The organism is Candidatus Velamenicoccus archaeovorus (genome assembly GCF_004102945.1).
Classification (GTDB): Bacteria; Omnitrophota; Gorgyraeia; order Velamenicoccales; family Velamenicoccaceae; genus Velamenicoccus; species Velamenicoccus archaeovorus.
On record NZ_CP019384.1, the window covers coordinates 576,635 to 593,499 of the forward strand.

19 protein-coding genes and 1 pseudogene are annotated in these 16,865 nt (G+C 50.8%); all 20 read left to right on the forward strand.

All coding sequences use genetic code 11. The features are described from left to right. The 20 genes and pseudogenes from BU251_RS02265 to BU251_RS02360 all read left to right on the forward strand — a co-directional run bounded on the left by BU251_RS02265 (position 1) and on the right by BU251_RS02360 (position 16,862). Entirely contained in the window at positions 1-378 is a 378-nt protein-coding gene (locus tag BU251_RS02265; RefSeq protein ID WP_128699282.1) for a response regulator, read from the forward strand. A 37-nt stretch (positions 379-415) separates the two neighbouring features. Continuing rightward, positions 416-1,069 (forward strand): NAD(P)H-hydrate epimerase, encoded by a 654-nt coding sequence (locus BU251_RS02270; RefSeq protein ID WP_164908823.1) that lies wholly within the window; start codon positions 416-418, stop codon positions 1,067-1,069. A 130-nt stretch (positions 1,070-1,199) separates the two neighbouring features. Beyond that, positions 1,200-1,583: a fluoride efflux transporter CrcB gene (gene crcB, locus BU251_RS02275; protein ID WP_128699284.1), complete on the forward strand. Its 384-nt coding sequence runs from the start codon at positions 1,200-1,202 to the stop codon at positions 1,581-1,583. 12 nt (positions 1,584-1,595) lie between these two features. Continuing rightward, positions 1,596-1,931, forward strand: coding sequence for a DUF190 domain-containing protein (locus BU251_RS02280; protein ID WP_128699285.1), 336 nt, complete (start codon positions 1,596-1,598; stop codon positions 1,929-1,931). Positions 1,932-2,007: 76 nt separating this feature from the next. Next, a complete protein-coding gene (locus BU251_RS02285) occupies positions 2,008-2,751 on the forward strand; it encodes a hemerythrin domain-containing protein (protein WP_128699286.1) in 744 nt (247 codons plus the stop codon). Then, a complete protein-coding gene (locus BU251_RS02290) occupies positions 2,751-4,229 on the forward strand; it encodes a potassium/proton antiporter (protein ID WP_128699287.1) in 1,479 nt (492 codons plus the stop codon). Before BU251_RS02285 ends, BU251_RS02290 begins: the two co-directional genes overlap by 1 nt. Next, positions 4,222-4,581: a GIY-YIG nuclease family protein gene (locus BU251_RS02295; protein ID WP_128699288.1), complete on the forward strand. Its 360-nt coding sequence runs from the start codon at positions 4,222-4,224 to the stop codon at positions 4,579-4,581. The genes BU251_RS02290 and BU251_RS02295 overlap by 8 nt, the downstream gene beginning before the upstream one ends. Continuing rightward, on the forward strand, positions 4,578-6,401 hold the full coding sequence (locus BU251_RS02300; RefSeq protein WP_128699289.1) for a hypothetical protein: 1,824 nt from the start codon (positions 4,578-4,580) through the stop codon (positions 6,399-6,401). The genes BU251_RS02295 and BU251_RS02300 overlap by 4 nt, the downstream gene beginning before the upstream one ends. A 170-nt stretch (positions 6,402-6,571) precedes the next feature. Next, positions 6,572-7,033 carry a DUF2062 domain-containing protein gene (locus tag BU251_RS02305; RefSeq protein WP_128699290.1) on the forward strand — a complete coding sequence of 154 codons (462 nt, stop codon included), beginning with the start codon at positions 6,572-6,574 and terminating at the stop codon, positions 7,031-7,033. Further along, positions 7,023-7,709 (forward strand): GNAT family N-acetyltransferase, encoded by a 687-nt coding sequence (locus BU251_RS02310; protein WP_128699291.1) that lies wholly within the window; start codon positions 7,023-7,025, stop codon positions 7,707-7,709. The genes BU251_RS02305 and BU251_RS02310 overlap by 11 nt, the downstream gene beginning before the upstream one ends. 16 nt (positions 7,710-7,725) lie before the next feature. Then, on the forward strand, positions 7,726-10,314 hold the full coding sequence (locus BU251_RS02315) for a PEP/pyruvate-binding domain-containing protein (protein WP_228767836.1): 2,589 nt from the start codon (positions 7,726-7,728) through the stop codon (positions 10,312-10,314). A gap of 43 nt (positions 10,315-10,357) precedes the next feature. Next, on the forward strand, positions 10,358-11,041 hold the full coding sequence (locus BU251_RS02320) for a hypothetical protein (protein WP_128699293.1): 684 nt from the start codon (positions 10,358-10,360) through the stop codon (positions 11,039-11,041). 33 nt (positions 11,042-11,074) lie between these two features. Then, positions 11,075-11,887, forward strand: a complete 813-nt coding sequence (locus tag BU251_RS02325; RefSeq protein WP_128699294.1) for a DUF3313 family protein — start codon at positions 11,075-11,077, stop codon at positions 11,885-11,887. A gap of 59 nt (positions 11,888-11,946) precedes the next feature. Then, a complete protein-coding gene (locus BU251_RS02330; protein WP_194946680.1) occupies positions 11,947-12,708 on the forward strand; it encodes a class I SAM-dependent methyltransferase in 762 nt (253 codons plus the stop codon). 149 nt (positions 12,709-12,857) lie between these two features. Continuing rightward, positions 12,858-13,643, forward strand: coding sequence for a COG4705 family protein (locus BU251_RS02335; RefSeq protein ID WP_128699295.1), 786 nt, complete (start codon positions 12,858-12,860; stop codon positions 13,641-13,643). Positions 13,644-13,662: 19 nt separating this feature from the next. After that, on the forward strand, positions 13,663-14,349 hold the full coding sequence (locus BU251_RS02340) for a hypothetical protein (protein ID WP_128699296.1): 687 nt from the start codon (positions 13,663-13,665) through the stop codon (positions 14,347-14,349). 255 nt (positions 14,350-14,604) lie between these two features. After that, positions 14,605-14,925, forward strand: coding sequence for a hypothetical protein (locus tag BU251_RS02345; RefSeq protein WP_128699297.1), 321 nt, complete (start codon positions 14,605-14,607; stop codon positions 14,923-14,925). Next, positions 14,906-15,604 (forward strand): GSU2403 family nucleotidyltransferase fold protein, encoded by a 699-nt coding sequence (locus BU251_RS02350; protein WP_128699298.1) that lies wholly within the window; start codon positions 14,906-14,908, stop codon positions 15,602-15,604. The genes BU251_RS02345 and BU251_RS02350 overlap by 20 nt, the downstream gene beginning before the upstream one ends. Before the next feature lie 46 nt (positions 15,605-15,650). Beyond that, positions 15,651-15,737, forward strand: a pseudogene (locus BU251_RS09505) (class I SAM-dependent methyltransferase); the annotation flags it as partial. A gap of 48 nt (positions 15,738-15,785) precedes the next feature. Further along, on the forward strand, positions 15,786-16,862 hold the full coding sequence (locus BU251_RS02360) for a dipeptide epimerase (RefSeq protein WP_228767837.1): 1,077 nt from the start codon (positions 15,786-15,788) through the stop codon (positions 16,860-16,862). Positions 16,863-16,865 lie beyond the last annotated feature (3 nt).

Genomic DNA, 16,865 nt, shown 5'->3' on the forward strand with positions numbered 1-16,865 from the left:
ATGAAAAAGACAAGGGTGATGATCGTGGACGACGAAGAAGATTTTCTCAAGATAATGAAGATCAATCTGGAGGAGACAGGCCGTTTTGAGGTGGCAATAGTACAGGATGCTGCAGATATTGTGTGCCGGGTGAGGTTGTTTTGTCCCGATATCATTCTTCTCGACATCCTTATGCCGAAGATCGGCGGCGTTGAAGTATGCAGGATGTTGAACGGAGATCCTTCGGGAAAAGACATTCCCGTGATCGTCGTCTCGGCGTTGGATACGGAGAAGGACAGAAACACCATGAAAGAATTGGGCGCTGTTGATTTTCTCGTGAAACCCTTGGAAACAAAAGATCTTGTTTCCAGGATCGAAAAGGTCCTGCAAGGCCGATGATTGTAGCGGCTCTATGCAAACCGGGGACCCCGGGATTATGCAAAAATACATCACCCCTGCGGCTATGCAGCGGTTGGACAGACTGGCCGAAGAGAGATACGGCATTCCACCTTTGATTCTAATGGAGAACGCGGGCCGCAGTGCTGCGGAAGCGGTTATACGGCTGCTCAAAGGCAAAAGAAAGCGGGTTGTCTGTGTTGCGGGCCGCGGAAACAACGGCGGAGACGGTTTTGTCTGCTGCCGACACCTGCTGAACAAGGGTGTCCGCGTAGAAGCGTTCCTGATGGATGGGAAGAAAGCATTGACGCCGGACGCCCGCCTCAACAGGGACATCCTTGAGAAGTCGGGATGCCCCGTGCGCCGGGTCGCGACACCGGCGGATGTCCGGCTCTTGCGTCAAAGCTTAAAACGCCGCGCCTGTGTCGTTGATGCCATCTTCGGCATCGGTTTTCGGGGCGCGCCCAGGACTCCTTACGATGAAGTGATCGCCGTCATCAATGCGTCCGGCAGTCCCGTTGTTTCGCTGGATGTCCCCTCGGGCCTCGACGCCTTGACAGGGCGCGCCCACGGCGCCTGCATCCGCGCCTCTGCGACCGTGACGTTCGGATACCCCAAAACAGGCCTTGCCCGTCACGACGGCCCTCTTTGCGCGGGCCGTATCCTTGTCGCAGACATCTCCCTGCCTCGATAGTCACCAGCCGGACCCGGTGTTTTTCCAGGAAGATATACCGTCTTACGGGGTATTTTGTATTTCGGCGGTTCTCCTGTATAATAAGGACAAGTTGTTTTCTCTTTTAGGCTCCATCAGCGAAGGATATGTCATGAAGTTTTTTTTGATCGGTCTTGGCGGCGCCATCGGCACGGTCTTGCGTTACATCATTTCCGGGCTGGATTATAAATATTCATACGGAATTTTTCCCATCAGCACCCTCGTGGTCAACTTGGCGGGTTCCTTTGCCATCGGATTTCTCTGGGGGCTTTTTGAGGGCGTAGCCATCTCTCCCCAGGTGCGTATGTTTATTTTTATCGGGGTCTTGGGAGGATTCACGACATTTTCGACGTTTGCTTTGGAAAATTTCAATTTGTTCCGGGACGGGGAACACCCTATCGCGCTTTTGAACATTCTCGTCTCCAATCTCTGTGGGATCTTTTTGGTCTTTGCCGGCTATGCCTTGGCCCGGATGTTCCTCGGCTTATTCAAATAGGAGGTCTTTTTTATGAAATTACCGCAGGAAGGGATGTTATTGAGGGTCTTTGTCGGGGAGAGCGACGTGCACCAGGGGAAAGCCCTTTATGAGCAGATCGTCCTGAAGGCGCGCGAACTGAACCTGGCGGGCGCGACGGTTTTGCGGGGGATCATGGGATTCGGCGCCGACAGCCGCATGCATACGGCAAAATTATTACGGTTATCCGAAGATTTGCCGGTGGTGATAGAGATCGTCGATACGGAAGAGAACCTTAATAAGATCCTGCCATTTCTTGATGAAGTCGTCGCCGAAGGGCTGATCACCTTAGAGAAGGTCAAGGTCATCAAGTACCGGCATAAAGATTAATCCCTGCGCCGGGGTCGTCTCTGACTGAAAGCCAGGGGCATGCCCGTGGGGTTTCGGGCGCAAAGAAGGAGGGACTGTGCCGTCTTATAAAACTTTGGGATGCGGCGTCGCCGGTTTGTTGTGGCTGGCGGCAGTGCCGTTTGTCTCTGCTGCGGAACTTAAACCTGCTTCGTCCGGGGCCGCCGGTAAGGCCATGGCGGCAGAGGAGGAGACGAATATTTCCGTCCTTGAAGACCTGATGCGGGAGCACGGCGTCCTTGACCGGCTCCTTCTCATTTATGAAGAGCTTTTGAGACGGCTGGAGGCGGACAAGCCTTTTCCACCCGAGACCCTCCGTTCCGCAACGGATATCATCCGGGATTTCATCCAGGATTATCACGAGCGGCTCGAGGAAAAATATGTCTTTGTGAAGTTTCGTTATGCGCAGGCTTTTGAAGAGATGATCACAGCGCTCCAGCGTCAGCACGAGGCGGGGCGCTTGCTGGTTAAAGACATCGTTTCTTGCGAAGACCTTCGAAGCCCGGATGAAAAAAAGAAATTGATGGCGTCGATGCGCGCATTCATCCGGATGTACCGTCCCCATAAGGCCCGCGAAGACACTGTTGTCTTCCCGACTTTCCATGCCCTTACATATGTTTCCGAATACGATATGCTGGGCGATATCTTCGAGCAGGAGGAGGTCAGGCATCTGGGCAGTGGCGGTTTCGATAAGATCGTCAGCCGCGTGGAGGCCCTTGAAAAGAAACTCGGTATTTATGATTTATCGTCATTCACACCTCTGCCGGCCGCAGAGTCCCGCGGTAAGGGGGAGGGGGCCTGATGCCGGTATCCATTGAGTTCATTTTGCTCTGGGTTTCTGTACTGATTTTGATCAGTATTTTTTCAAGCAAGCTTTCGGACAAGTTCGCCGTCCCGGCGTTATTGTTGTTTTTGATCATCGGGATGCTGGCGGGATTCGAAGGGCCCGGCGGGATCTATTTCGACGATCCGTATCTGGCGAAGACGATCGGCATCATCGCGCTCATCTTCATTATCTTTTCAGGCGGCCTGGACACCAGTTGGAAAGAGATCCGTCCCGTGGCCTTGCCGGGTTTTTTCCTCGCGACAGCCGGCGTTTTCCTGACGGCCTTCATCGTCGGGGTCTTCTCCGTCTTTATCCTGAAGTTTTCGCTCTTGGAGGGGCTATTGCTCGGCGCCATCGTTTCTTCCACGGATGCGGCGGCCGTCTTCAGCGTCCTGCGGTCCAGGCATATCAGTCTCAAGAGCCCTCTGAAGCCGATGCTTGAGCTGGAATCCGGCAGCAACGACCCCATGGCCGTCTTTTTGACATTGAGTTTCATCAGCATGCTGACGGTGAAAAACATAGGCGTCATCGCCTTGACGTCTCGTTTCGTGCTGGATATGGGCGGCGGCGCTCTTGTGGGATATGCCATGGCGAAGATGAGCGTCTGGCTCATCGGTAGGCTTAAGCTGGAATACGACGGGCTTTATCCGGTCCTGACGGTTTCGCTGGTGCTCCTGACGTATTCGCTGGCCGCGCTTTTGCAATGCAACGGGTTTCTGGCGGTTTTTCTGGTCGGATTGATCATGGGGAAGCATGAGTTCCTCAACAAAAAAATGATCATGAGGTTCCACGACGGCCTTGCCTGGCTCATGCAGATCGTAATGTTCCTGACGTTGGGCCTTTTGGTTTTTCCATCCCATCTTTTGCCGGTCATGGGTGCGGGCCTTTTGATTGCGATCGTCCTGATGGTCCTGGCTCGTCCCGTCAGCGTCCTGATGTGCCTTCTGCCATTCCCGATGGTCCTGAGGAAAAAGATCATGGTGGCGTGGGTGGGTCTCAGGGGCGCGGCGCCGATTGTCCTGGCTACTTTCCCTTTGCTTGCAGGCATTCCGCAGGCGGATACGATCTTCAACGTGGTTTTCTTTGTCGTCCTGACCTCAGTTCTGATCCAGGGGACATCCATTCCTCTTGTTTCACGGATCCTGAATGTTGACGCCCCTATGGCCAACAAGCGCCGCTATCCCATTGAATTCGAGAAGATAGAAGGCATCGATGCGGAATTGACCGATCTGATCGTTCCTTATGTTTCAGAAGCGGTCGGCAAGCAGCTTATGGAATTAAACATGCCGGGCAAGTGTCTGATCGTGCTGATTTCCCGGGGGGACAGGTACATCATTCCTGCAGGCCAGACGGTCATTGAGGGCGGCGACGTATTGCTTGTGCTTGCCAATGAGCACGACCTGGCTGCATTGCAAAAAAAACTGGCAAGCCTGAGGGAAGAAGACAATGCGTAGGTCCCGGCGGAGACAAGGATCCAGGACGAAAAAACGAAAATTCAGGAGGAACGGCAGGTTTTTTGTCTATATCGTTGAATGCAGCGACGGCACGTATTATACGGGCTATACCCCTTGTTTGAAGAGACGGATCGGGCTGCACAACAAAGGCAAAGGCGCCAGGTATACGCGGGACAGAGGGCCGGTGAAACTCGTCTGGCACAAGCGGTACCGGAATTTCAAGCCGGCCTTTTTGGAAGAAAAGAGGATCAAGACCTTGACCCGTAGGCAAAAAGAGGCCCTGGTGAAGGGGCTCAAGTCGAGGGTAATCCTCAAAAAGGGCGGACGATCGGTAAAGAGGGGCCGTCGATGAATTTCAGGAAGGACCCGGATTCCCTGAAGAGAACTTTGTGCGCAGCCATGGGTCTCGTTCTTGTTTTTATCGTCTTTCGGCCTTTCTTTCATGCCCAATTTTTGAGTCTCGATGACCCCCAGTATATTACGCAGAATCCTCTTCTGGGGGCGTTCAGTTGGCACGCGGTTAGGCGTATTTGGGGGAATTTTTATTTCGGACAGTACCAGCCTCTCGTGCATCTGACCTATCTTTTGGAGCGCCACCTTCTTGGAAACGATCCCTTTGTCTACCGTTTCACGAACATCCTTCTGCATGCCGCCAACACAGGTTTGGTCTATGTATGGATAAGCCGGCTGACGAAGAGCCGGTTGACGGGCATCCTGACGGCTTTGTTGTTCGGCTTGCATCCGTTACGCGTTGAATCCGTGGCCTGGCTCAGCGCCAGAAAGGACGTTCTGTTCGGTTTCTTTTATCTTTTGGGAATGAACGCTTACCTGGCCTATCTCCGTTGCGGCCGGAAGCGTGACTATCTGTTCGCCGGGATATTTTTCTTTCTGAGCCTTTTGTCGAAAGCGGCGCTGGCCGTGACGTGGCCGCTGGCGGCAGTCATGGTAGACGGCTACGAAGGAAGATGGAGGGAGAAGGGGGCCTGGCTCGAAAAGATCCCCTTTTTCTTCCTGGCCTCCATTTTTATTTTTATCATATTTTCCGCGGCGCGGTCATTCCCGTTGATCGTCCTGCCGGCCCACTCTTTCGTTGCCTTCAGGGTGGCATGCAGTTGCAGCGCGATCCTGTTGTATGCGGGTAAAATGCTGTGTCCTGTCCGCCTATCGGCCGTTTACGCATGGCCGCTGGGATGGCAGATGGAGGCGGCCGCCGTTTTTCTTTCCTTGTTGCTTTTGGGCCTTGCGTATGCCGTCAGGCGGCTGCCGCCTTCGAGCCGGAGGAATATCTTTTTCGGTCTCGGCATTTTTTTGACAGGGATCCTTCCGGCATTGCATCTGTTCGCCGCCGGCCAGACGATGTTCGCCGCAGACCGCTATACCTATATCGCGTCTATCGGGTTGAGTTATCTTGCGGCCCTGGGAGGCGTGTGGTTATTTTCGATCGGGCGCAGGTTTTTCTTTGTCTGTTCTGTGACGGTTGCGGCCGGGATTTTTGCGCTGGGTGTTTTGACCTGGCAAAGGACGGCGGCATGGAAGGACAATGGTGTTTTCTGGACAGACGTTTTGGCTAAATGTCCGTTGTTTATCGACGGCTACCTTAATCGAGGAGACTATTTCGTGGAACAGAAGGATGAAGACAAAGCGCTGAAGGATTATGCCGCAGGCCTGGCGATGACCAGCCGTTTCTTTGCAGCTGAAGAAGCCGCGGAGGCGGGAGGGTTTTCTGAACGGCAGGGTTGGTCTGATGATCCATTCCTGCAGAACGAGTCCTTCTTCATCAAGGATGTCGATCCCCGTTCGAGGTTCCTTGTCCGGATGGCATTGGCCCGCGCTTTCAAAGGAGACGATGTTGCCAGCGCCGCTTTGCTCAAAAAGGCCTCGGATTATTTCGATGGCATCGGTTATTTTCCAAAAGATATCAGCCTCCAGAGCTATCTTTTAATGGGCTTTTTAAAACAGGCGGCCGGCGACCGGCAGGAGGCTGAGATCTTCTACCGCAAGGCCTGGGAGATTTATCCTCCTTACGCCACCGTTTTTAAGAATAGGGCGTATTTTTATATTGCGATCGGCCGGCCCGGCGAGGCGGTCGAGATGCTGCGGGGCCTGCAGGTCAATACCATGGGGGTCATTCCTTTTGCGGCCCACGGGGATGACTTTGATGCCCGCCGCTAAAGATCGGCGGGTCCGCCTAAGTTGTGGTGGCGGAAATGCGGTTGCCTTTGGGAGGGAGCCCTCCCGGACAGCCAATAGGATTATTCGGAGAATTGTTCCCAAGAAAAAAGGAGCCCCGGACTTAAGGTCCGGGGGGATTCCACTGATTTAGAGCGAGGGGCCGAGGAAGAATGTCCAAGAGAAGCATCAAGGATATGGTGAGCGCTTTGGCAAAGGTGCTTAAAGAGCACCATGCCCCGCATGAGGTCGCCCTGGGCGTCGCCATCGGCGCTTTTATTGCCGTTTTGCCTTTGTACGGTTTTCACACATTGCTTTGCGTGATTGCGGCGGTTCTCGTCCCCCGCGCCAATAAATTAGCCATACTGCTGGGTACGAATATCTCGCTGCCTCCGACCATAGCCACCATTACATGGACGTCTTACGATATCGGCCGCCTGATCTTGGCTCACAAGCGCTACCCGCCGCTTTCCTGGGAATACGTCAGAAATTTCAGCATTTCCAGGTTCAACGAGTTCTATTACCCTTTGTTCACAGGAAGCCTCGTTTTGGGATTGATATGCGCCGTGGTTTTTTATGTGATCACATGGGCTGTCGCCAGCCGCATGGGGAGGAAGCATTCTCTTGGAAAATAATACCTCTTGCGTCATCCGTAAATATATTCCCAACGACCGGCCTGCCGTGCGGCGGATCAGCGTGCAGACGGCATTGATGGGCGATCCGGGCACTGTTTTTTTTGACGACGATGAGACTCTCGCCGATGCCCTTACGATTTATTTCACCGATCATGAGCCGGGATCGTGTTTTGTCGCCGTCTGCGGCGGGAAGGTCGCCGGCTATGTGCTGGGAGCCACGGATGTGCGGCGCATGGATAAAATATTCGGGACAAAAATCCTCCCGTTTTTATTGCCGAAGGCTTTCCGCCGCGGGACTTTCTTGTGCAGGAAGAATCTGCGTTTTCTGTTTCACGTGTTCCTGAGTTTGCTGAAAGGCGAATTCCGGACGCCGGTCTTCTCAGAGGAGTATCCGGCGGCCCTGCACATCAATATCGACAAGGAGTTTCGTGCGTTGGGAATCGGTTCAAAACTGATCCATGTCTACCTGGATTATCTGAAAAAAGAGGGGGTCGCGGGGGTCCATTTTGCGACCATGTCTGAAAAAGCGGCAGGGTTTTTCGAAAAGAACGGTTTCCGGCGCCTATTTTCGGGGAAGCGGTCTTATTTCAGGTACTTTTTAGGCAGGGATCTTCTCCTGGCTATTTATGGCATGCGCCTGGCCCCGGCGAAAGCGCAGGTTTGTCCACAAAGATAAAAGAGAGGGAGCGGGCATGATCAGCACGGGAGACAAAGGGTTGGATCAGGTCATCACCGGTTTGCAACTGGGGGACAATGTCGTCTGGCAGATGGATTCCATCGACGATTACCGGGGGGTTGTCCTGCCTTTTGTGAAAAAATCCTGCGAGGAGAAGAAGAGGGTCGTCTACATACGTTTCGCCAATCACAAGCCCCTTTTGAAAAGCTCCAAAAACGTCGTGACGTATCGGCTGGATGCCTCGGAGGGCTTCGAATCTTTTTCGGCCCAGATCAACCGCATCATCCGCAAGGAAGGCGAGGGGGTTTATTACGTTTTTGATTGCCTTTCGGATCTTCTTTTCGCCTGGTCCAACGACCTGATGATAGGGAATTTCTTTAAAATCACCTGTCCGTTTCTTTTCGAGCTGCATACGATCGCCTATTTTTCGATTTTGCGCCACCGGCATTCCTTCATGACGGTGGCGCGTATCCGCGACACCACCCAGCTCCTTGTCGATGTCTACCATCACAAGAACAACTATTATATCCATCCGCTGAAGGTCTGGAACCGCTACTCCCCGACGATGTTTTTGCCCCACATCAGAAAAGGCGGCCGCTTCGTCCCTATCGCCAGCAGCGGCGATACGGCCCGGTTGTTCTCCAGCGTCTTTAAAAGCGGCGAGAGGAGCGTCAAGCAGAAACTGGACTACTGGGACAGGCTTTTTATGAAAGCCGAAGACCTTTGCAGCCGTGCGGGCGTCTCGCGCGCCAAAAGGGAACAGCTGGCCGGCCAGATCTCCAGGCTCATCATCTCGCGCGACGAGAAGATATTGCGGCTGGCTGAGGATTATCTGACGCTGGAGGATTTTTTGACGATCAGGTCGCGGATGATCGGGACCGGTTTTATCGGCGGCAAGTCGGTCGGAATGCTGGTGGCCCGCAATATTCTCCTGAAGGAGAAAACGCTCCAGGCGGAGAAGTTTTTTGAGCCGCACGATTCTTTTTATGTCGGCTCGGACGTCTTCTATACCTATATCGTCGAGAACGGCTGGTGGAAGGAGCTGATGGCGCAGCGGACAAAAGACGGTTATTTCAGGCTTGCCCGCGGCCTGCGGGATAAGCTGTCGGGCGGCGTTTTCCCCGAGGAGATCAAGGAGCAATTCCGGCGCATCATCGATTATTTCGGCCAGTCGCCGATCATCGTGCGTTCCAGCAGCTTGCTGGAAGACAGCTACGGCAACGTCTTTGCCGGCAAGTACGAGAGCGTTTTTTTGGTCAATCAGGGGACGCCGGAAGAGCGGTTGGCCGCGTTCCTCGGGGCCGTCCACAGGGTCTACGCCTCGACCATGAGCGAGGATGCCCTGGCTTACCGTCTTAAACGGGGGTTGGACAAAGTCGACGAGCAGATGGCCTTGTTGGTCCAGCGCGTCTCCGGCGCCTTCCATAAGGGATATTTTTTCCCGGATGTCGCCGGTGTCGGGATCTCCTATAATACCTTTGTCTGGAATAAATCCATGGATCCGGAGGCCGGGATGTTGCGTCTGGTCCTTGGTCTGGGGACGAGGGCCGTCAACCGCGTCGAGGGCGACTATCCGCGCATTGCGGCTTTGGATGAGCCGTTGCTCAAGGCCCATGCCGGCGCCGGAGACGCGCGGAAATTTTCCCAGCATGACGTGGACGTGCTTCATATAAAAGAAAACGCCTTTCAGACGGTTTCTTTGGATGATCTTCTTGGCAAAAAGATAGATGTGCATCTGGACCTGATAGGGACGCAGGATCATGAGGCCCAAGGCGCGGATGGCGGGCAGGAGCCCCGCTGGATCATCACCTTTGACAGGCTCCTGTCGCAGAACGGATTCAGGCAGAAGATGCAAAAGCTCTTGAAAGCCCTGGAGAAGGCCTATGGATACCCTGTCGATATCGAATTTACCGTGAATTTCAAGGAAAGAGGGGAATTCCAGCTCAATCTTCTGCAGTGCAGACCTATGTTGACCAAGGGCCTGGGGAGCAGGGTCGTCATTCCCGACAAGATAGCCGAAGAGGCCGTCGTTTTCGCATCCAGCGGCCACTTTATGGGCGGCAACATCTCTCTGGCCATCGACAGGATCATTTATGTGGATCCGCAGGCCTATTGCGCCATCGAGTCCCAATCCGGAAAATACGATATCGCGCGCGCCATCGGAGACATCAACAGGCAGGTTTCCGACAAGGAGAAATGCGCGGCCATACTGTTGGGGCCGGGCCGATGGGGGACGAGCACCCCGTCGCTGGGGGTCCCGGTTTCGTTTGCAGAGATCGACAATATGTCTGTCCTGGGGGAGCTGGCTTTCTCGGGCAACAATGTCATGCCGGAACTCTCCTACGGGACCCATTTTTTCCAGGATCTGGTGGAATCCGGCATTTTCTATCTGTCCCTTTACCCCGATAACCAGGGCGTATATATCAATCATAACATCCTGGATGCGCAATCAAAGACGTTATCCGAATATTTCCCCCAATACAAAAAATATGAGCATGTCATCAGGATATTCGACGTCAAGGACAAAGGGGTGAGGCTTGCCGCCGACATCATGACGCAAAAAGTGATGTGTTATTTCAGCGAAACAGAGCCACAGAAGGGCTGACGGTCCGGTTTTGTCTGTTTGCTGCGCGGACGAGGAGGAAGATATGAACGGGAAATTGGTGGAGAATATCGCCAACAATATGCGGCCCAAAGACACCCGGGAATTGCTCGATCTTTACGTAGAAAATGACAGGGAACAATATTCCGAGGAGGCGTTCGAGGCGATCAGGCAATTGTTCCGGGAGAGGGGGCAGTCCATCCCTGCGCAAAAAGAAACGGCGCCGGCGAAGGAACAGGATGCGGCCGTTTCCCAGGCTGAAATTGAAAAGTCCGTAAAAATCAGCAGGAATACGCTGTTGATATGGGGGTGCATCGGGACGGCATTATGGTTTTTTGCCGGCGCCGAAGACAGAAGGATCATCACGGTCCATTTCGAGCCTCTCAGGCCTTTGCTGTGGTTCCTTGTATACGGCGGCTTAGTCATCGGCCTGATTATGCTCGCTTTAGGCATCTCGGCATTTTTCATCAAAAAAACCAAAACTCTGTTATTGACCGGGCTCATGTTGATGATGATCGGGATATTGAATATTGGATATCCCTTTTTGATCTCTTGGGCCCTTGGGGAATACGGCCACGACGTTGATCCGGCAGCAATCATTTTCGATGCAGGAAATAAATTCTGGATATTTCTCGGATTATTGCAGATGGGATGGGGTGTCACCAATGTTGAGATGTATCTGAAAATAAGACGCCATGCAGCCGCAGACAGGGTATCTTCAATCCGTTGATACAAGTCGTGCAGCGATCACCTGGGAGATGAGATGAAAAATCTATGTTGGGTTTTATTGGGCACGGCATTCTTGGCGGGATGCGCCGCGAACAAGGTTTACGTGAATCCCGAGAAGACCATCCGTGAGATGACTCTCGACGAGACGGAGTGCCGGACTGTGGCCGATGCCTCGGACCTTCAAGATGACGCCGGCAGAAAAAAGGAATACGACCGATGCATGCAACAGAGAGGTTACAGGCTTGTCGCGGAAAAGAACGCCAGGCGCGTCAAAGGTTTCAAGGAGGTATGGGTTGATCCTCTCGTGGATTTTAAAGTTTACGAGGCCATTGTTATCGACAAGGTGGATGTCAGCGAGGTCCAGGTCATGAATATGCGGGGGACCCCCGGCACAAAGGTCTCGGATGCGGATATCGACAGGCTTGCCGAGCGCATGCGTGACCGTTTCTCTGTCTTTTTGGGCGCGGTGCTGCCTGTCGTGCCGCAAGAGGAAGCCGGAAAGAGAAAGATTCTGCGCATCCGTCTGAGCCTTTTGGATATCGCTACGACGAATATCGGTGTTAACATCGCCCTGCAGGCCGTGCCCGTCCCTTATATGCCTGTTTCTTCAAAGGGATTGTTCAGTTTTGAAGGCACGATCACGGATTTCTCCAGCGGGAAAAAACTGGTGACGATGGCCGACAAGACAGGTTCAGGCAAAAATTCTTCTTTGATCGGCCTGGAAAAATTCGATAAATGGAAATATGCCTATGAGACCATTGATTACTGGGCGGACTGCCTGGCGAAGTTCCTGGCCGACAAGCGGGGGGAACCCTATAAGTCCCAGCTTAAATTCAAATTTATTTGAGAAAAAACGATGCGGCACATGTTTTATCAGGGATATTCGACAAGGGGGAGCGGATCATCATGAAAAGATGGTATGAGGCGTTGTTTGAGAATTATGCGCATAAATACGATCAAGAGTGTTATGTCCATGGAACATCCGGGGAATGTGATTCTATTGAACAGGAGATAAACCGCGATAAGTCAATAAAAATCCTGGATATCGGCTGCGGCACAGGCCGCCATGCCATTGAATTGGCGAAAAGAGGATATAACGTGACCGGCATCGACTTGTCGGCGGCGCAGCTCAAAAGGGCAAGGGAAAAGGCCCTAGAGGCAGGGGTGACCATCGACTTTCAGAAGCACGACGCCAGAAATCTTCCTTTTCAGGGCGAATTCGGTCTGGCGATCATGCTCTGTGAGGGCGGTTTTTCTTTGATGGAAACGGATGAGATGAATTTTGAGATACTTAAAGGCGCGACCAGGGCGTTGAAGAATAATGGGAAGTTCATATTCACCACATTGAACGCCTTGTTTCCGCTGTTTCATTCGGTAAAGGAATTTTATGGATCGGCGGGTAAAGAAGGGGGTTCGGTTTGTAAAAGCATATCCTTCGATTTGATGACGTTCCGCGATCATAATCGCGTTGAATTTGAAGATGACGCAGGGAATAAAAAAACATTGGAATGCAATGAGCGATGTTATGTCCCCAGCGAGATCACCTGGCTGCTTCATTCGCTTGGATATAAGAAGATAGAGGTTTCTGGAGCTAAGCTCGGGGCATATTCAAGAAACGACAAGCTGACCACCGAAGACTTTGAAATGCTCGTCATCGCTGAAAAATGAAAGAAGATAAAAAAGTTTTCATTAAAAATTTCGGCTGACCGTTGATACAAGCTTGCCCTGAGCGAGCGACGCGAGTCGAAGGGTGGCGCGTGATGATTTTAGGCATTCGAAGGAAGTTAACTGATGAGCGCGAAAGGAGCTATTGAACAATGAGCAATGAATCGGCTGCAGTGATAAAAAACAGAGTTCCGCATATTATCTTTTTGTATTGGGTGATTAAGATAGTCTCGACCACTCTTGGCGAGACCGGCGCCGATATGTTTTCCATGACGTTTAAGCTGGGCTATTGGGAAACGATCTTGATCTTTATGGGTTTATTTGTGATATTTCTGACGGTCAAACTTGCCTTGAAAGGCTATCATCCCTGGATGTATTGGCTGACTTTTACCGCATCGGCCATAGCTGGTACAGCCATATCTGATTTCATCGATCGCACCTTGAAACTTGGCTATGCAAAAGGGGCCTTGATTTTAGTGGTACTTCTATTGATAATTCTCGCCGCCTGGTACAAGAAAGAAAAATCAATAAATGTTGAGTATATTACGACCTTCAGGGCTGAGTCTTTCTATTGGGTGGCATTTTTGTTTGCTAATACGCTGGGAACGGCCGCAGGAGATTTTCTTGCCGACAACATGGGGCTTGGATTTATGCACAGCGCAGTTTTGCTGTCAGCAATGCTTGTTGTTATAGCTCTGCTGCACTTGTATACCAAGGTTTCCAGTGTGATGTTATTCTGGCTGGCATTTGTTTTGACAAGGCCTTTTGGGGCTGCGTTTGGCGATCTTCTTACTAAACCCCATGCCTCAGGTGGATTGAATCTTGGAACGATTGGATCTTCGATTGTTATTTTGACAATTCTGTTTCTCGCGATTTCCAAAGAGTCTATGCTAGAGAAAGGAAGATTGGCAAGACATAAACACGGGCAATGGACATGAAGAAATTAGAGGAGGCGCAATGAGAAGGCCGGTAGCTCTTTATCCGTTTCATCTTCTTCTGGTTTGTCTGATAATTTTTATTTGCACAACTGGATATTGCGCGGCGCAGGATATTAAGGGGCCGGTGCCGGGAATAATTATTTCCGCCGCGGAGAACACGGAAGACGCAATAGACCGTTATCGAGCAGGTGATTGGGAAGGTGCAAAAAAGGTCGTGGACGATATAACCCTTAAAAGTCAGGATATTGAAGATATGCTTATAAGTAGCACGTTGCCGACGTCATCGCTGTATGAGTTTGGTTATTTGTTATTCAGGTTGAACGTGTTGACATCGGACAGAAAGAGCGCTGATCAGGCAGCGCTGACCGCGAATCAAATAACAGCGTTGCTGTTGGACCTTCAAAATCTTTATGAACAGATAATTCCCGGCGAGATCGGCTGGATGGATTATCTGGGAAGAGAGATCGCGTTGTTGTCGAAGGTCGGTGAGAGTCATGGTCTGCTTAATAAGCGGATCGAACAGTTGAGCAGCGTATGGGGCAGGCTAAAACCTCGCGTTGAAGAGAAAAAAGGCCTTGAGGTCATTGCGGAGATGGATCGGACTATCAATGAACTAAAGGTCCAGAGGTCCCATTCCCGCATAACGATCCTTGCGGATACGATGCTTGAGTTGGTAGATAAGCTGGAAACCCTGTTCGAGAAATAATGAAGATATAAAAGGAGCTGAATTGCAAAAAAAGTTTTTCTCCGCACCCATGGTTGACTGCTGATGCAAGTGACGCGGAATGGCACTGGAGGTCTTGGAAAAGACGGGCGCTTGGGAATATAGGAGTTATAAGGTTTGGGATCTAATTACCCAACAAGATGCACAATATTATTACTTGTTGGGTAATTATTTTATTGACATTTGTTACCCAACAAGTTATATTATAGTGTAGTCTGTTAGGTAACAGGAGGGGGTATGCGAGGCGTAATAAAAGGGGTACTGGCGGAAGAGCTTGAAAATTCTCTTCGGATGAAAAAAGAATATGAGGAGGCTTTGAGCAGATTGCCTAAAGGGTGTCTTGCGCCAAGAAGGATACGTGGCCATGAATATTATTATCTGGTAAACAGGATAGGTAAAAAGGTAAGGTATGTCTACAAAGGAAAAATATCTCAAGAGGAAAAAAAGAAATATCAAGAGACCAAAGAATTAAGAGCAAAATACCGAAAATTATTGTCTCAAGTCAAAAAACAAATAAAATTCTTAAGGAGTTCTTTGCGTGGAAAAGAAGCAATCTGATTTATGCCTGGAAATCTTAAGAAGGTTCCATGCGGCAGGCATCTTGGATGATTTAATTCTGATAGGCAGCTGGTGCGTTTATTTTTACCAGGATTATTTCGCGGGCGTGCCGTACATTGATCAAGCTGCCATAAAAACCAGAGACATCGATTTTTTGATTGATGCTCCTTCTAAGATAAGACATAACGTAAGCATCCCTGAGATTTTAAAGGATTTAGGCTTCGTTACCATTTATAAGGGTACCAAAGGATACATCAAATTAGATCACCCGGAACTTATTTTAGAGTTTTTGGTTCCCGAAAAAGGAAAAGGTGTAGACAAGCCGGTTCCGCTTCCGAAGCTGGGTGTTAATGCCGTTGCCTTAAGATTTTTAAGCTTTCTCTCCGGCAATACCATTAAAGTTGAAGTAGAAAATTTCTCCGTTACTTTGCCCCATCCTGTCAATTTTGCACTTCACAAATTGATCATCTTTCAATGCAGGTTCAGGGAGGGAAAAGCGATAAAGGATAGAAATACCGCTGTCGAAATTTTGAAAGCATTGATTAAGAAGGGGGATGTGGATATTCTTCTACAGATTTTTAATTCCATGATTCCAAAATGGCAGAAGAAAGTAATAAAGGGGTTGGAAGAAGCAAAAGAGAAAGATATTCTGAATATATTGGATAGAGATAAATCATGACAGGAAATTCAGAAGCGATCCAGCGCCGGGCTCCCGAACCATTTAGATTTTCTGGGCCAGATTGGATGGGTATTCAAGAAACGACAAGCTGACCACCGAAGACTTTGAAATGCTCGTCATCGCTGAAAAATGAAAGAAGATAATTTTTAGACAATGTTCGAACGAAGGATAAACGGCAGCTATGACTATGCAAAAGGGAATGCAAATCAAACAGCATGAGGTGTTACCGCTGAGGGCGCCTTTAAGCCAGCCTTTTCGTACCGCGTTTGGTCAGCACGACACCTTGGATAATCTTCTTTTTAAGATTGAACTGAACAATGGTGTCGTGGGTTTTGGCGAAGCGGCGGTGGCCACGCACATCACCGGCGAAACGCTCTCGCAAACGCAAAATAACCTTAAAAAGTGCGGGCAGAGTTTGTGCGGGCGTAATGTAGCCGACTATTTAAGCATCTCGTCTGCGCTCCACCGGCAGGTGCCGGACAACAAGGCCGCGCTTGCCGCTGTCGAAATGGCGGTTTTTGATGCGCTGGCGCGTTCTTTAAAGATACCGTTGTGGCGATTCTACGGCGAGAGGCCGGTAAAGCTGCATACCGATATTACGATCGTCATCGATAGCGTAGAAAACGCCCGAAAGAAGGCGCGCGAATTCTACGTCCGCGGTTTCAGGGCGTTTAAGATTAAGATCGGCCGTGATAGAGACCAGGACCTGGAACGGGTAATTGCGGTAGCCAAGATCGCCAAGAATTCAAAATTGTATTTAGACGCTAATCAGGGTTATAGTGCGGAACAAACCTTAAAGTTCCTCAAAGACCTGGAAACATATAATATTATTCCCGATCTCATCGAACAACCGGTTCCCAAAAATGACAGGGAAGGGCTGAAAAAGGTGACGCGCCTTGCCAAAACAAAGGTTTGTGCGGACGAAAGCGTAAGGGATATGGCGGATGCCATTTGGGCGGTCAAGGAAAAGGCTTGCGATGTGATTAATATCAAGTTGATGAAATGCGGGCTTGTCCAGGCAAAAGAGATTGCGTTTTTGGCCAGGGCCAATCGCATGGGCCTTATGGTCGGCGGGATGATGGAAAGCAGCCTTGCCATGACCTGTTCGGCGCATATCGCATCCGGATTGGGATTCATTGATTATGTCGATTTGGATACGCCGTTCTTTTTGAAGGACAGGCACAGACATAAATTCCTTTCAAAGAGCGGGGAGTATGATCTCAGCAAGACAAAAAGTGGAATAGACATAATACCTTAAAGA

Excerpts from the sequence above, each read along its gene's own strand:
- BU251_RS02340 (WP_128699296.1), top strand. The coding sequence starts at position 13,663 with ATGAGAAGGCCGGTAGCTCTTTATCCGTTTCATCTTCTTCTGGTTTGT.
- BU251_RS02300 (WP_128699289.1), top strand. The coding sequence starts at position 4,578 with ATGAATTTCAGGAAGGACCCGGATTCCCTGAAGAGAACTTTGTGCGCA.
- BU251_RS02320 (WP_128699293.1), top strand. The coding sequence starts at position 10,358 with ATGAACGGGAAATTGGTGGAGAATATCGCCAACAATATGCGGCCCAAA.
- BU251_RS02335 (WP_128699295.1), top strand. The coding sequence starts at position 12,858 with ATGAGCAATGAATCGGCTGCAGTGATAAAAAACAGAGTTCCGCATATT.
- BU251_RS02295 (WP_128699288.1), top strand. The coding sequence starts at position 4,222 with ATGCGTAGGTCCCGGCGGAGACAAGGATCCAGGACGAAAAAACGAAAA.
- BU251_RS02325 (WP_128699294.1), top strand. The coding sequence starts at position 11,075 with ATGAAAAATCTATGTTGGGTTTTATTGGGCACGGCATTCTTGGCGGGA.
- BU251_RS02360 (WP_228767837.1), top strand. The coding sequence starts at position 15,786 with ATGACTATGCAAAAGGGAATGCAAATCAAACAGCATGAGGTGTTACCG.
- crcB (WP_128699284.1), top strand. The coding sequence starts at position 1,200 with ATGAAGTTTTTTTTGATCGGTCTTGGCGGCGCCATCGGCACGGTCTTG.
- BU251_RS02345 (WP_128699297.1), top strand. The coding sequence starts at position 14,605 with ATGCGAGGCGTAATAAAAGGGGTACTGGCGGAAGAGCTTGAAAATTCT.
- BU251_RS02280 (WP_128699285.1), top strand. The coding sequence starts at position 1,596 with ATGAAATTACCGCAGGAAGGGATGTTATTGAGGGTCTTTGTCGGGGAG.
- BU251_RS02330 (WP_194946680.1), top strand. The coding sequence starts at position 11,947 with ATGAAAAGATGGTATGAGGCGTTGTTTGAGAATTATGCGCATAAATAC.
- BU251_RS02265 (WP_128699282.1), top strand. The coding sequence starts at position 1 with ATGAAAAAGACAAGGGTGATGATCGTGGACGACGAAGAAGATTTTCTC.
- BU251_RS02305 (WP_128699290.1), top strand. The coding sequence starts at position 6,572 with ATGTCCAAGAGAAGCATCAAGGATATGGTGAGCGCTTTGGCAAAGGTG.
- BU251_RS02290 (WP_128699287.1), top strand. The coding sequence starts at position 2,751 with ATGCCGGTATCCATTGAGTTCATTTTGCTCTGGGTTTCTGTACTGATT.
- BU251_RS02270 (WP_164908823.1), top strand. The coding sequence starts at position 416 with ATGCAAAAATACATCACCCCTGCGGCTATGCAGCGGTTGGACAGACTG.
- BU251_RS02315 (WP_228767836.1), top strand. The coding sequence starts at position 7,726 with ATGATCAGCACGGGAGACAAAGGGTTGGATCAGGTCATCACCGGTTTG.